This window comes from Streptomyces sp. CB02959, from assembly GCF_002803155.1.
Classification (GTDB): Bacteria; Actinomycetota; Actinomycetes; order Streptomycetales; family Streptomycetaceae; genus Streptomyces.
In genome coordinates, this window is record NZ_NNBP01000021.1 from 14,056 (window position 1) to 28,131 (window position 14,076).

The window sequence follows — 14,076 nt, forward strand, 5'->3', positions numbered from 1 at the left end:
GCCGTCCGCGCGCCCTGATTGGAACACGGGAGCCTCCATCCGGGAGGATGGGGGTATGAGTGCCCAGATTCTGGATGGCAAGGCCACCGCCGCCGCGATCAAGTCCGAGCTCACCGCCCGCGTGGAGGCGCTGAAGGCCAAGGGTGTCACCCCCGGCCTGGGCACCCTGCTGGTCGGCGACGACCCCGGCAGCCGCTGGTACGTCAACGGCAAGCACCGGGACTGCGCCCAGGTGGGCATCGCGTCCCTCCAGCGCGAACTGCCGGAGACCGCCACCCAGGAGGAGATCGAGGACGTCGTCCGCGAGCTCAACGAGAACCCGGACTGCACCGGCTACATCGTCCAACTCCCGCTCCCCAAGGGCATCGACGCCAACCGCGTCCTGGAGCTGATGGATCCGGCCAAGGACGCCGACGGGCTGCACCCGATGAGCCTGGGCCGCCTGGTCCTCGGCATCGACGGGCCGCTGCCCTGCACCCCGTACGGCATCGTCCAGTTGCTGCGCCGGCACGACGTGGAGATCAAGGGCGCGCACGTGGTGGTCGTCGGCCGCGGCATCACCATCGGCCGCCCGATGCCGCTGGTGCTGACCCGCAAGTCGGAGAACGCCACGGTCACCCAGTGCCACACCGGCACCCGCGACCTGTCCGCGCACCTGAAGCAGGCCGACATCATCGTCGCCGCGGCCGGTGTGCCGCACATCATCAAGCCCGAGGACGTCAAGCCCGGCGCGGCCGTCCTGGACGTCGGCGTCAGCCGCGACGAGAACGGCAAGATCGTCGGCGATGTGCACCCCGGCGTCGCCGAGGTCGCCGGCTGGGTCGCCCCCAACCCGGGCGGCGTCGGCCCGATGACCCGCGCCCAGCTGCTGGTCAACGTCGTCGAGGCGGCGGAGCGCGCGGCCGGGATCACCGCCTGACGTACGCCGGGGCAGGGCCCGACCGGCCCTGACGTGCGAGCCTGGAAGGGGGCGGCCGACCGCCGCCCCGCCCACCCGACGGACATCGACACCGACCTGGACACCGGAAGGGGCTGACCGCCAGACATGGCCGCCGAAGCGCACTCGGAGGGCGCGTCCGAGCCGCAGCGCACCTCGCGCCGCTTTCCGCAGCTGACCCGCGACACCGCCCGCCCCGAAGGCGGCGGCCGGGCCGCTTCGGGCGACTATCCGGCGCCGGCCCGGCAGTGGCCGCTGCTCACCGTGCTGGGCGGGGTCGCCCTCGGGCTGCTGCTGGTCACGTTCGACGCGTTCCGGATCGGCACGATCGTGATCGGGCTGTCCCTGCTGGGCGGCGCGGTGCTGCGCTGGGGGCTGCCGTCGGTGGGGATGCTGGCCGTCCGGTCCCGCTTCACCGACATGCTCACGTACGGCGGGCTGGGCTTCGTGATCGTGATCCTGGCGATGATGGTGCAGCCCAAGCCGTGGATCCACATACCGTTCCTGGACGACATCGTCCACTTCACGGTCCGCTAGGTCCTGAGCGACCGGACCGCTCCAGGGCAGGTCCCGGAAGCATCCCGCGGCGCTGCGGCACACCTCGTGCCGTAGCGCCGCGCGCTTGTGTGACGCGGGTAACTTGGCGACGTCCGGGGGGTGCCCCAACCGCGAGAGGGACGTCCATCTCATGGCCAAGATCAAGGTTGCCAACCCCGTCGTCGAGATCGACGGCGACGAGATGACCCGCATCATCTGGTCCTCGATCAGGGACCGGCTGATCCTTCCGTACCTCGACGTCGAGTTGAAGTACTTCGACCTCGGCATCGAGCACCGGGACGCCACCAACGACCAGGTGACCGTCGACGCGGCGCACGCCATCCAGCGGTACGGCGTCGGAGTGAAGTGCGCCACCATCACCCCGGACGAGGCCCGGGTCGAGGAGTTCAACCTCAAGGCGATGTACCGCTCGCCGAACGGCACCATCCGCAACGTCCTGGGCGGCGTGATCTTCCGCGAGCCGATCATCATGGAGAACGTCCCCCGGCTGGTCCCCGGCTGGACCGAGCCCATCGTCGTCGGCCGCCACGCCTTCGGCGACCAGTACCGCGCCACCGACCTGAAGGTCCCCGGCCCCGGCACCCTCACCCTGACCTTCACCCCGGCGGACGGCGGCGAGCCGACCGAGCTGGAGGTGCACGACTTCCCGGGCGCCGGCGTGGCCCTTGCGATGTACAACCACGACGACTCGATCCGCGACTTCGCGCGGGCGTCGTTCCGCTACGGGCTGGACCGCGGCTACCCGGTCTACCTGTCCACGAAGAACACGATCCTGAAGAAGTACGACGGCCGCTTCAAGGACCTCTTCCAGGAGGTCTTCGACAGCGAGTTCCGGACCGCTTTCGAGGAGCGCGGGCTGGCCTACGAGCACCGGCTGATCGACGACATGGTGGCGGCCGCCCTGAAGTCGCCCGGCGGCTACGTCTGGGCCTGCAAGAACTACGACGGCGACGTCCAGTCCGACATCGTCGCCCAGGGCTTCGGCTCGCTGGGACTGATGACGTCGGTGCTGATGACGCCCGACGGCCGGACCATCGAGGCCGAGGCGGCGCACGGCACCGTCACCCGCCACTACCGGCAGCACCAGCAGGGCAAGGCCACCTCCACCAACCCCATCGCCTCGGTGTTCGCCTGGACCCGCGGCCTGGCGCACCGCGGCAAGCTCGACGACACCCCTGAGGTGACCCGCTTCGCCCGGACCCTGGAGCGGGTCTGCGTGGAGACCGTCGAGGGCGGCCAGATGACCAGGGACCTGGCCCTGCTCATCGGCCCGGCGCAGCCCTGGCTCACCACCGACCAGTTCCTGGAGGCCCTGGACGCCGGGCTCCAGAAGGCGATGGCGCCCGCCTGAACCCGGGCCGGACGGCCCGGCGGGTGGCCGGGAATCGCCCTCCCCGGAGAGCCGGCGCGGAAGAGGGGGGATTGCCCTCCCGGATCCCGGGCATGCGCACCACACCCCCCCACGGGTGTGGCACAACAGCCGGCCGCCCGCCCTCCCCCTCCAAGAGCGGGCGGCCGTCGCCCCTCGACCGGGCCGCCCCGGCGGTCGCCGGGCGGGTCCGGCCGGGGACGGCGTGACGGCCGGTGAGGTGTCCCACACCAGCCCGTCACGTGGGCCGGGCGGGGGTCCGATAGCCTGACGGCCGGGTCTCTCGATACCAAGAGACCTCGATAGATGGGCAGGGACACCCACCGCCACCCAAGGTGGTCCAGGGGCTTGCCCCCGGAATACCGCGCAGGAGATCGCCATGACCCGCACTCCCGTCAACGTCACCGTCACCGGCGCCGCCGGCCAGATCGGTTACGCCCTCCTCTTCCGCATCGCCTCCGGTCAGCTGCTCGGCGCGGACGTGCCGGTGAAGCTGCGCCTCCTGGAGATCCCGCAGGGCCTCAAGGCCGCCGAGGGCACCGCGATGGAGCTGGACGACTGCGCCTTCCCGCTGCTCCAGGGCATCGACATCACCGACGACCCGAACGTGGCCTTCGCCGGTGCCAACGTCGCCCTGCTCGTAGGCGCCCGCCCCCGCACCAAGGGCATGGAGCGCGGCGACCTGCTGGAGGCCAACGGCGGCATCTTCAAGCCGCAGGGCAAGGCCATCAACGACCACGCCGCGGACGACATCAAGGTCCTGGTCGTCGGCAACCCCGCCAACACCAACGCGCTGATCGCCCAGGGTGCCGCCCCGGACGTCCCGCGGGAGCGCTTCACCGCGATGACCCGCCTGGACCACAACCGCGCGATCACCCAGCTCGCCCAGAAGACCGGCACCCCGGTGTCCGAGATCCGCCGCCTGACCATCTGGGGCAACCACTCCGCCACCCAGTACCCGGACGTCTTCCACGCCACGGTCGCCGGCAAGAACGCCGCCGAGGCCGTGAACGACGAGAAGTGGCTGGCCGACACCTTCATCCCGACCGTCGCCAAGCGCGGCGCGGCGATCATCGAGGCCCGTGGCGCGTCCTCCGCCGCCTCGGCCGCCAACGCCGCCATCGACCACGTCCACACCTGGGTCAACGGCACCGCCGACGGCGACTGGACCTCCATGGGCATCCCCTCGGACGGCTCCTACGGCGTCCCGGAGGGCCTGATCTCCTCCTTCCCCGTCACCACCAAGAACGGCACGTACGAGATCGTCCAGGGCCTGGAGATCAACGAGTTCTCCCGCCCGCGCATCGACGCGTCCGTCCAGGAGCTGGTGGAGGAGCGCGAGGCGGTCCGTGCGCTCGGCCTGATCTGAGCCGCCGGCGCCCGCCGCGCCACCCCACCGAGCCCGTACGGCCCCAACGGCCGTGCGGGCTCGGCCCGTTGGGGGACCGATCGGGTCGGATAACGCGCTGACAGCGCGGTCTCCGCTCCTCTATGCTGCGGACCCTTCACACGTCCGGGTGAGAGCCCGCGCCGGCGGAACCGCGCCACCGCACCGGCGCGTTGTGAGGGGTACGCGCCGGCGCGGACGGCAGTCACGGGGGAGGCCGATGAGCGGTAACGAGGTGCCCGCGCAGCCGGGGGAGCCGGCTGCCCGGCCACGACTACGCAAGGAAACGGCGGGCCCACCGGTGCCCGGACCGCTCCCCGCGACCCCGCCCGGGGCCAGCGAGGCCACCCGTCTGCTGTGCGCCGGGACCTATCTCGACGACACCTTCCGCGACGCCGTCATCGACGAGCTGTACGTCCACGAGGAGCGGTTCGCCGCGCCGTCCCTGGGCATCGACGCGGCCCGGGTGCTGGCCCACGCACTGCGCGCCCGCCGGCTCGAACGCGCCTGGTCGACGGCGATCCTGCTGACGTGGCTGGTGGCCGTCGTACTGTCCCAGGGGATGACGTGGGGCTACTTCGCCCCGGTCGTCCTGCTGGGCCTGGCCCGTTTCGTCCGCGGGCTGTCGACGGCCTGGCCGGCCCGGCTCCTCTCCTTCGTCCTGCGCTGGTACGCCCGGATCTCGCTGCTTTTCTTCGTGGTGGTGCTGGCGCTGATGGCCTTCACCGCGTCCCGCTCGGGGGCCCTGTCGGCGCTGTCGCCGATCGCCCTGATCGAGTCCCTGCTCGCCGACACCGGCCTGACGGAGTCGTCCCACGGCGGCGGCCTGAGCGGGATGGACGGTTCGCTCGACACCCCGGGCCTGGGCCTGGCCGGGGTGATCGCGGTCTGGGTGGCACTGCTGCTGCCGGTGCTGGTGGCCGTGCTGGTCGCGCTCCAGCGGGGCCAGTTCGCCCGCGCGCTGACCCGCGAGCTGTCCCGGGAGCGGTTCCCCGACGTGATGGCCGACCCGGCCGAGCGGGCCGAGGGCATCCGCTTCCAACGGCTGCGCGACCGGGTGCGGATCGAGCAGCACGGGCCGCTGGTGATGTACCGCCCCGGCGATCCTTTCTGCGGCGCGGGGGAGCCGTTCAAGCCCTGGTCGCTGTCGGTGGAGCTGGTCCCGCGGACCGGCCGCACCGCGGTGCCGTTGGACAACGGCGAGATCCTCGCCCGGATCGTCCCGCTGGTCGAGGCGCTGCGGGTGCCGTCCGGCTCACCGGCGACGGCGGACGCGGTCCGCGACCGGCTGCGCGCCCTCGAAATCGACCAGTGCGTCTTCCTGCCCGTCGACGGCCTGCCGACCCGCGCCGCCGCGCCGTACGCCCCCGCCGCCTTCGAGGCGCACCGCGCCGCCGCCCTGGAGGAGGGCGGGGAGACCCGCCGGCACTTCCTGCGGATCCGGGTCGGCGGCTGGCACGAAGGCGTGGTCACCACCGTCTTCGTCCGGGTCCACACCCAGGGCGGGATGCTGATGATGGAGGTGGCCCCGCACGTGCTGTGGCCGCTGCGTCCGCACTTCCAGGACGCCGACCGGATCGCCCACCAGTACCGCCACCACCACTACTTCGGCAAGGCGGTCTGGGCCCTGACCCACAGCCCGCGCGCCGCCGTCGACGCGCTGCTCACCCTGGTGCGCGGCGTGGGCGGCGGCTGGGGCCTGGCCACCGAGGGCCACGGCGCCGCCCTCCCGGAGGGCCCCGCCACGTCCGTCCGGGAGCTGGGCTCGGACGACGAGGCGTCGCTCTTCCAGTACATGGACGTGGCCCGCTATCTGAAGACCGTCCAGCAGCGGGTGGCGGCCGGGGTGAAGAGCGCCCTGCACGAAGCGGGGTACCAGACCGCCGAGTTCGAGCAGCGGATCGTGCACGTCGCCGACGGCGGGGTCTACGTCGAGTCCGCCCAGGGCGCCGTCGGCATCGGCGACCACAACACGATCACCAACAACGGCGATCCCGCTTCCGCGGGCGACTCCGCATCTCCGAAGGGCAGGCACTGACGTGGCATCAGCTGACGCATCCGGCAACGGCAACGGCATCCACATCGGCAGCGTCCAGGGCGCCTTCGCCATCGGCGACCACAACACCGTCACCAACAACGCCGCCGTGCAGGGCGCCGTGCCCGCCGTCGACCCGGCCCACGAGGAACTCCTCCAGGCCGTCCGCACCCTGCGCGAGGACCTCCGCCGGGCCGTGGAGAGCCCCGAGGTCCGGGCGCTGACCACCGAACTCTCCGACACCGAGGAGGAGATCACCGGCACCGGCGCCGCCGCCCCCGGCCGGCTGGCCCGGCTGCGCGGCGCGCTGTCCGACGCCGGTTCCGTGGTGGGGCTGCTGGCGTCCGGTGCGGCGGTGGTCCAGGCGGTCACCGCCCTCCTGGGGGGCTGACCGGCCGTGCCCCAAGGCCCCGGACCGCGCTGGAACCCGGACACCCAGTCCTGGGAGACCGGCCCCTCGCGTCCCACCAGCCCGTACACCGGCCCGATGCCGCCCCGCCCGGCCGCGCCCCCGCCGTCGGCCGGCCCCACCGTGCCCGGGTACCCGCCCGGCCCGCCGCACACCCCGGGCGCCGACGACACCGCGGGGGCGCCGGAGCCCGCCGTGGAGGGCGGCCGCCGGACCCGGATCCTGATCGCCGCCGTGGTGACCGCGGTCGTCGCGGCCGGTGCCGGCGGGGCCTACCTCCTGTGGGGCCGCGGCCCGGACACCCCGTCCGCGACCCGCCCGACGGCCTCGGTGAGCGGCGCCCCGACCGCCACCCCGACCGCCACCCCGACCGGTTCCGGCGCGTCCTCCGAGCCGCCCACCGCCGACGCTTCCACCCCGGCCGTCCCCAGCGGCTACCACCTCGCCCACGACGAGAAGGGCTTCACCCTCGCCGTCCCCGACGGCTGGCAGCGCGAACTCCGCTCCACCGGGGTCTTCTACACCTCGCCGGACACCCGCAGCCTGCTCCAGATCTTCCAGATCACCGAGCCCGACCTCACCCCGGAGCAGGCCCTGCAGCAGGCTTCCAAGGGGCTCTCCGGCAACCCCGGCTACCAGGAGATCGGCATCGCGCCGCGCCAGGGCCCGCCCGGCCCGAGCGGCGCCCAACTCACCTACGCCTACGACAGCGACCGGCTGGGCGTCCGCGTCCAGGCCGTCGACTGCGCCTTCGCCGTCCCCGACGGCCGCCAGTTCGCGGTCCTCGTCCTGGGCCCGGCATCCGACTGGCCCCGGCAGGAGACGATCCAGCGCATCGCCCTGGAGTCGTTCGAACCCAGCGCCTGAGGTGCGGCCCGGTCGCCCCGGGCCGCGCCGCCGCTAGCCGGGAAGTTCGGTGCGCTCCCACCACTCGTACACCGGCAGCCGGCCGTCGGCGGTGTCCCACTCGCGCGGGGTCGGCCGGAAGTGCTCGTAGCCGCCGCGGTACGGGACCTTCAGGTCACCCCCTCCGGGATCCACCTCGACGATCCGCTCGCTGATCCCCTCGGGACCGCCCTGGAGAACTGCCTTGGGTGCCTTGCTCGCCATGGCGGCAGTGTCTCGCGCGCCGTCCGACTGCCGGGGACGGCTCGCCGGGCGACGACGTCAGTCGCGGGGGAATTCGTCGGTGGGAATGGTCATGCCGAGGACGGTGTCCGTGAGGTCGATCGGTTCACCGTAGGCGAGGGTGAGGTCGCGCTTGTACTCGCCGTCCTGGGGATGGGTGAAGACGCGGCAACGGCCGAGGTAGGGGTCGGCGATGAGGTAGACGGGGATTTCGGCGATTGCGTAGGCCGTCTCTTTGGGGCCGTAGTCGTTCATGGCAGTCCCCCGGGAGATGACCTCCGCCACGAATTCGACGTCCTGATATCGCCAGCAGCCGTTCTCCCTCTTGGCGCCGTCGGAGAGCTTGGCGATGTCCGGGCAGAAGCCGTTGCTCTTGCCCGGGAAGTCGATCCTCACATCCGACACCACCTCGGCGTCGCGACCGAAGTGGTCTTCGAGCGCCCACAGAAGCCTGCGAATGGTCTGCCAGTGGACGTCCCGTTGCGGCGTCATGAAAACGGTCCCCTCGACGATCTCGACCTTGTATCCCTCGGGGACGGGCATCCGCTCCAGTCGATCGAACAACTGGTCCAACGTCAGCTCACCCGGCTCGGCCATCTCGATCCATTCGGTCCGTTCAAGGCTGATGGTCATCGTGCCGCTCCTCCCCGCTCCGCCGCGGGATGCGGGGAGGAGCGGCACGGTTCAACGATACGTATGTACGAGCGTCACGCGGGTGCGGACGTTTGTTCAGGCGGCCTGGAGGCCGCCTTTCAGGACCGAGATGTCGGAGGTCTGGCCGGGGGGCGGGGTGTACGTGGGGACCGGGTGGTCGTAGTCGCTGAGCAGGACGGTGCTGGTCTGGTCGTCGACCTGGGTGGTGAGCTTCAGCGGGTAGTGCGTGCCCTTGATGGCGACGTAGACGGTCTGGGTGGCGTCCCGGGCCTTCTTGACGATCGGCAGGACCCGGGTGCCCTCGTGGGTGGTGGGGCGGCCCTTGGTGAGGGTGACGGAGGGGGCCGACGGGTCCCGGGGGGCGGGGGACTGCGGCGCCACGGCCTTCTGGAAGGCGGTGAGGTCGCAGGCGGTGGCGAGGCTCTGGAGGTAGCTGTCGTCGGTGGTGCCGTGGAGGTAGCGGTCCTGGTAGTTCCGGGCCGCGGTGCCGCCCTCGTCGCCGGGCAGCTGGCTCTTCCAGAAGGCGGCGTCGGGCTTCAGCCAGACGTCCTTGCCGCGTTTGATCAGGTCGACCCGGCCGAGCTTGCCCTTGCTGATGTTGCCGGTGCAGTTGCCTGCCTGGTCGAGGGTGAGGTCGAGCTTGGTGGCGTCGGTGGAGGTCTCGGTGCGCAGCCGCAGCGATTTCGCGCCGAGGAGGGCGTGCAGGGCGTCGTCGGAGATCTGCTGGGCCGACTTGCCGGCGAGGTCGCCCTCGTCGTCCGGGCCGTCGGCCGGGATTGCGGCGCAGGTGGCGGCCAGGACCACACCGGCTGCGCCGCAGGTCAGCGCGGTGAGGGAGCGGCGTCTGCGGGGCATCTCGACACCTCCGGTCGGGAGGGGCTCCCCGGGGACCGCGGTGGGCCCTCCGGAAGGCTCCCGGTGGGCATACGGCTATTCAGCGTACTTTCCGGTCTATTCGGGCGCATGTGGAGCTGTCGGGCGCGATGGGGTGACTCGTGTCACTTTCGATGAATGTTTGGGCATAGGACCGCGGCTTTGGGTTAGGGGTCCCCGTTGCTGGCGGGCCAGTGGTCGGACCAATGAGGAACACCGGGACGGCCGGGATCGCCAAGGAAGACACCGGTAAGCGGAAGGCAGAGCGACGTCGTGTCGGCAACCGAGACAAGCGAGACCATTCACGTAGGCGGGGTGTGGCGGGCGGCTGCATCCGGAGCCACGCGCGAGGTCCTGGACCCCGCCGACGCCACGACCCTCCAGGTGGTCGCCGAGGGCGGCGCCGAGGACACCGACGCGGCGGTCGCCGCGGCCAAGCGGGCCTTCGACGGCGGCGCCGGGGTGTGGCCCCGTACGCCGGCGGTCGAGCGGGCGGCGCTGCTGCGCCGGGTCGCCGACCTGCTCCAGCGCGACCGCGAGCAGATCGCGCTGATCGAGAGCCGGGACACCGGCAAGACCCTGGAGGAGGGCCGGGTCGACGTCGACGACGTCACCAACGCCTTCCGGTACTTCGCCGACCTCGTGGTGAACGAGACCGGCGGCCGGGTGGTGGACGCCGGCTCGGCGGACGTGCACAGCGTCGTGGTGCACGAGCCGGTCGGCGTGTGCGCGCTGATCACCCCGTGGAACTACCCGCTGCTCCAGGCGAGTTGGAAGGTCGCCCCGGCGCTCGCGACCGGCAACACCTTCGTGATCAAGCCGAGCGAGGTCACCCCGCTCTCGACGGTGTACCTGATCCGGCTGCTGGTCGAGGCGGGTCTGCCGGACGGCGTCGCCAACATCGTCACCGGTGCCGGGCTGCCCGTCGGCCAGCGGCTCGCCGAGCACCCGGACGTGGACCTCTTCTCCTTCACAGGTGGCCTGGTCAGCGGCACGACGGCGGGCGCCGCGGCGGTCTCCGGCGCCAAGAAGATCGCCCTGGAACTGGGCGGCAAGAACCCCAACGTGGTCTTCGCCGACGCCTGCGCGACCGACGAGGGCTTCGACACCGCCGTCGACCAGGCGCTGAACGCGGCGTTCATCCACAGCGGCCAGGTGTGCTCGGCGGGTGCCCGGCTGATCATCGAGGAGTCGGTGCGGGACCGCTTCGTCGCCGAGCTCGCCCGCCGCGCCGAGAAGATCAAGCTGGGCCGGGGGACCGAGGAGGGCGTGGAGTGCGGCCCGCTGGTCTCCCAGCAGCAGCTGGACAAGGTCGAGGCGTACGTCGCCTCCGCGCTGGCCGAGGGCGCCAACCTGCGCTCCGGCGGCGCCCGGCCCGAGCCCAGCGACGTCCGGCCGGCCGGCGGCTACTTCTACCGCCCGACCGTGCTGGACGGCTGCCACCGCGGGATGAAGGTCGTCCGGGAGGAGACCTTCGGGCCGATCCTCACCGTCGAGACCTTCGCCACCGAGGACGAGGCCGTCGCGCTGGCCAACGACACCGAGTACGGGCTGGCCGGGGCGGTCTTCTCCGCCGACACCGCCCGCGCCCGCCGGGTCGCCGCCCGGCTGCGGCACGGCACCGTGTGGATCAACGACTACCACCCCTACCTGCCGCAGGCCGAATGGGGCGGCTTCGGGAAGTCCGGCATCGGGCGCGAGCTCGGCCCGTCCGGACTCGACGAGTACCGGGAGAGCAAGCACATCTACGAGAACCTGCGCCCCCAGCCCGTCCGCTGGTTCACCGGCTGACCGGTCCGTCCCCGGCCCCGGCGGCCACCGCCCGGGCCCCGCGCGCACTGCGCAGTAAGGAGCACCCCCCATGCCCGTGTACGACTACGTCGTAGTCGGCGGTGGCACCGCCGGATCCGTCATCGCCTCCCGCCTCGCCGAGGACCCGGACACCACCGTGGCCGTGATCGAGGGCGGCCCCTCCGACATCGACCGCGAGGACGTCCTCACCCTGCGCAAGTGGCTCGGCCTCCTCGGCGGCGACCTGGACTACGAGTACACGACCACCGAGCAGCCCCGCGGCAACTCGCACATCCTGCACAGCCGCGCCAAGGTCCTCGGCGGCTGCTCGTCGCACAACACCCTGATCTCCTTCAAGCCGCTGCCGTCCGACTGGGACGAGTGGGTGGCGGCCGGCGCCACCGGCTGGGGTGCCGACGACATGGAGCCGTACTTCGGCAAGCTCCGCAACAACATCGTGCGGGTGGCCAAGAAGGACCAGAACCAGATCGCGACGGACTGGATCGAGGCCACCAAGACGGCGCTCGGCGTCCCCGAGGTCGTCGGCTTCAACGACCGGCCCTTCGACGAGGGCGTCGGCTTCTTCGACCTCTCCTACCACCCGGAGAACAACAAGCGGTCCTCCGCCTCCGTCGCCTACCTCCACCCCCACATGGAGGCCGGCGACCGGCCCAACCTCACGCTGATGCTGGAGACCTGGGCGCACAGGCTGGAGCTGGACGGCACCACCGCCAAGGGCGTCCACGTCCGCACCAAGGACGGCGAGGAGGTCTACGTCGAGGCCGCCCGCGAGGTGCTGGTGTGCGCCGGCGCGGTGGACACCCCGCGGCTGCTGATGCACTCCGGCATCGGCCCCAGGAAGGACCTGGAGGCGCTGGGCATCCCCTGCGTGCTGGACCTGCCGGGCGTCGGTGAGAACCTGATCGACCACCCCGAGTCGGTCATCGTCTGGGAGACCAACGGGCCGATCCCCGGCAACTCCGCGATGGACTCGGACGCCGGTCTGTTCGTCAAGCGGGACCCGGACCACAAGGGCCCCGACCTGATGTTCCACTTCTACCAGATCCCGTTCACCGACAACCCGGAGCGACTGGGCTACGAGCGCCCCGAGCACGGCGTGTCGATGACCCCCAACATCCCCAAGTCCCGCGCCCGCGGCCGGCTCTACCTCACCTCCGCCGACCCCGAGGTCAAGCCCGCCCTGGACTTCCGGTACTTCGCGTACGACGAGAACGGGGTCGACTACGACGGGCAGACCCTCGTCGACGGCATCAAGCTGGCCCGCAAGGTCGCCCAGGCCGAGCCGTTCAAGAAGTGGCTCAAGCGGGAGGTCTTCCCCGGCCCCGAGGTCACCGACGACGCGCAGATCAGCGAGCTGGTCCGCAAGGCCGCGCACACCGTCTACCACCCGGCCGGCACCTGCAAGATGGGCGCCGCGGACGACCGGCTCGCCGTCGTCGACCCGGAGTTGAGGATCCGCGGCCTGCACGGCATCCGCATCGCCGACGCCTCCGTCTTCCCGACGATGCCCGCGGTGAACCCGATGCTCGGCGTCCTGATGGTGGGGGAGAAGTGCGCCGAACTGCTCCGCGGGGCCTCGACCCAGGGGGGTGATGTGTGATGACCGGTACTCCTGCCGACACCACGGCCGTCCCCAACCCCCGCAAGGACGAGGCGGGTTCCACGTCGGACGGCGCGGGCGAGCAGCCTGTGGTGTTCTCCGTGCGCAACCTGTGGAAGGTCTTCGGACCCAAGGCCGAACGGATCCCCGAGGACACCTCGGTCGCCGGGCTCAGCGCCCGGGAACTGCGCGAGCAGACCGGCTGCACCGCCGCCGTCCGCGACGTCTCCTTCGACGTCCGCAAGGGCGAGGTCTTCGTGGTCATGGGGCTCTCCGGCTCCGGCAAGTCCACCCTCGTCCGCTGCCTGACCCGGCTGATCGAGCCGACCAGCGGCGCACTGGAGATGGACGGCGAGGACGTCCGCGCCATGGACCGCACCACGCTGCGCGAACTGCGCCGCCGCCGGGCCGCCATGGTCTTCCAGCACTTCGGCCTGCTGCCGCACCGCACCGTCGTCGACAACGTCGCCTACGGCCTGGAGATCCAGGGCATGGGCAAGGCGGAACGCCGCGAGAAGGCCGCCGAGATGGTCGACAAGGTCGGCCTGGCCGGCCTGGAGAAGCGCCGGCCCGGCCAGCTCTCCGGCGGCCAGCAGCAGCGCGTCGGCCTGGCCCGCGCGCTCGCCGTGGACCCCGAAGTCCTGCTGTTCGACGAGCCGTTCAGCGCGCTCGACCCGCTCATCCGGCGCGATATGCAGGAAGAGGTCGTCCGCCTGCACCGCGAGGAGGGGCGGACCATGGTCTTCATCACCCACGACCTCGCCGAGGCGCTGCGGATCGGCGACCGGATCGCCCTGATGCGGGACGGGAAGATCGTCCAGCTCGGCACCCCCGAGGAGATCGTCGGCTCGCCCGCCGACGACTACGTCCGCGACTTCGTCCGGGACGTCCCGCGCGAGCAGGTGCTGACCGTCCGCCGCGCGATGCGCCCCGCCGAGGCCGGCGAGGCCGACACGGGCCCCGCGCTCGCCCCCGACACCCTGATCAGCGACGCCATCGAGGCGGTCGCCCGCTCCGGCGGCCCCGCCCGGATCGTCGACGACGGCCGCTGCCTGGGCGTCGTCGACAGCGCCTGCCTGCTGAACGTGGTGGCCCGGATATCCCAGCCGCACCACGACGCGTCGGGGGAGGTGGCCGCGTGATGTACGCCGCCGCACCGCACCGCGGCGCCGCCCGCGCCGTCGTCCCCCGCGCGCCCGCCGCGAGCCCCCGGGCCCGGCTGCGCGCCGCCCTGCTCCGCCAGTGGCGCCAGGCCCAGCGGGCCGCCGCGCTGAACGTGCCGGTCGGCACCGTGAAGCGGGGCCGCGCATGAGC

The 14,076-nt window shown here is 72.2% G+C and carries 14 protein-coding genes; 11 read left to right on the forward strand and 3 right to left on the reverse strand.

The genetic code is table 11. The annotated features are described in order from the left end of the window. Positions 1-55 precede the first annotated feature (55 nt). The 7 genes from CG747_RS29855 to CG747_RS29885 all read left to right on the forward strand — a co-directional run bounded on the left by CG747_RS29855 (position 56) and on the right by CG747_RS29885 (position 7,562). The gene (locus tag CG747_RS29855) at positions 56-919 is read left to right on the forward strand and encodes a bifunctional methylenetetrahydrofolate dehydrogenase/methenyltetrahydrofolate cyclohydrolase (protein ID WP_100604956.1); all 864 of its coding nucleotides are present in this window, start codon (positions 56-58) and stop codon (positions 917-919) included. 126 nt (positions 920-1,045) lie between these two features. Beyond that, positions 1,046-1,474, forward strand: a complete 429-nt coding sequence (locus tag CG747_RS29860; protein WP_100604957.1) for a DUF3017 domain-containing protein — start codon at positions 1,046-1,048, stop codon at positions 1,472-1,474. Between the two features lie 151 nt (positions 1,475-1,625). Continuing rightward, on the forward strand, positions 1,626-2,846 hold the full coding sequence (locus CG747_RS29865) for an NADP-dependent isocitrate dehydrogenase (RefSeq protein WP_100604958.1): 1,221 nt from the start codon (positions 1,626-1,628) through the stop codon (positions 2,844-2,846). Positions 2,847-3,243: 397 nt separating this feature from the next. After that, positions 3,244-4,233 (forward strand): malate dehydrogenase, encoded by a 990-nt coding sequence (locus CG747_RS29870; protein ID WP_100604959.1) that lies wholly within the window; start codon positions 3,244-3,246, stop codon positions 4,231-4,233. A 238-nt stretch (positions 4,234-4,471) separates the two neighbouring features. Then, the gene (locus CG747_RS29875) at positions 4,472-6,289 is read left to right on the forward strand and encodes a hypothetical protein (protein WP_100604960.1); all 1,818 of its coding nucleotides are present in this window, start codon (positions 4,472-4,474) and stop codon (positions 6,287-6,289) included. Position 6,290: 1 nt separating this feature from the next. Further along, positions 6,291-6,677: a hypothetical protein gene (locus CG747_RS29880; protein ID WP_100604961.1), complete on the forward strand. Its 387-nt coding sequence runs from the start codon at positions 6,291-6,293 to the stop codon at positions 6,675-6,677. A gap of 6 nt (positions 6,678-6,683) precedes the next feature. Continuing rightward, positions 6,684-7,562, forward strand: coding sequence for a hypothetical protein (locus CG747_RS29885; protein ID WP_257980843.1), 879 nt, complete (start codon positions 6,684-6,686; stop codon positions 7,560-7,562). 33 nt (positions 7,563-7,595) lie between these two features. Here the strand turns inward: CG747_RS29885 and CG747_RS29890 are convergent, their stop codons facing one another. The 3 genes from CG747_RS29890 to CG747_RS29900 all read right to left on the reverse strand — a co-directional run bounded on the left by CG747_RS29890 (position 7,596) and on the right by CG747_RS29900 (position 9,332). Continuing rightward, positions 7,596-7,805: a DUF5988 family protein gene (locus tag CG747_RS29890; protein WP_100604962.1), complete on the reverse strand. Its 210-nt coding sequence runs from the start codon at positions 7,803-7,805 to the stop codon at positions 7,596-7,598. 57 nt (positions 7,806-7,862) lie between these two features. Then, entirely contained in the window at positions 7,863-8,456 is a 594-nt protein-coding gene (locus tag CG747_RS29895; RefSeq protein WP_100604963.1) for a Uma2 family endonuclease, read from the reverse strand. Positions 8,457-8,552: 96 nt separating this feature from the next. Beyond that, positions 8,553-9,332 carry a hypothetical protein gene (locus tag CG747_RS29900; RefSeq protein ID WP_100604964.1) on the reverse strand — a complete coding sequence of 260 codons (780 nt, stop codon included), beginning with the start codon at positions 9,330-9,332 and terminating at the stop codon, positions 8,553-8,555. Positions 9,333-9,665: 333 nt separating this feature from the next. On the opposite strand from CG747_RS29900, the gene CG747_RS29905 reads away from it, so the two are divergent. The 4 genes from CG747_RS29905 (at position 9,666) to CG747_RS48275 (ending at position 14,074) form a co-directional block, all read left to right on the forward strand. Continuing rightward, entirely contained in the window at positions 9,666-11,141 is a 1,476-nt protein-coding gene (locus tag CG747_RS29905; RefSeq protein WP_100604965.1) for an aldehyde dehydrogenase family protein, read from the forward strand. A 70-nt stretch (positions 11,142-11,211) separates the two neighbouring features. Then, a complete protein-coding gene (locus tag CG747_RS29910) occupies positions 11,212-12,762 on the forward strand; it encodes a GMC family oxidoreductase (protein WP_100604966.1) in 1,551 nt (516 codons plus the stop codon). After that, a complete protein-coding gene (locus tag CG747_RS29915; RefSeq protein ID WP_180985757.1) occupies positions 12,762-13,904 on the forward strand; it encodes a glycine betaine/L-proline ABC transporter ATP-binding protein in 1,143 nt (380 codons plus the stop codon). The genes CG747_RS29910 and CG747_RS29915 overlap by 1 nt, the downstream gene beginning before the upstream one ends. Beyond that, complete coding sequence (locus CG747_RS48275; RefSeq protein ID WP_180985758.1) at positions 13,904-14,074, forward strand: hypothetical protein; 171 nt, start codon at positions 13,904-13,906, stop codon at positions 14,072-14,074. The genes CG747_RS29915 and CG747_RS48275 overlap by 1 nt, the downstream gene beginning before the upstream one ends. Positions 14,075-14,076: the final 2 nt, after the last annotated feature.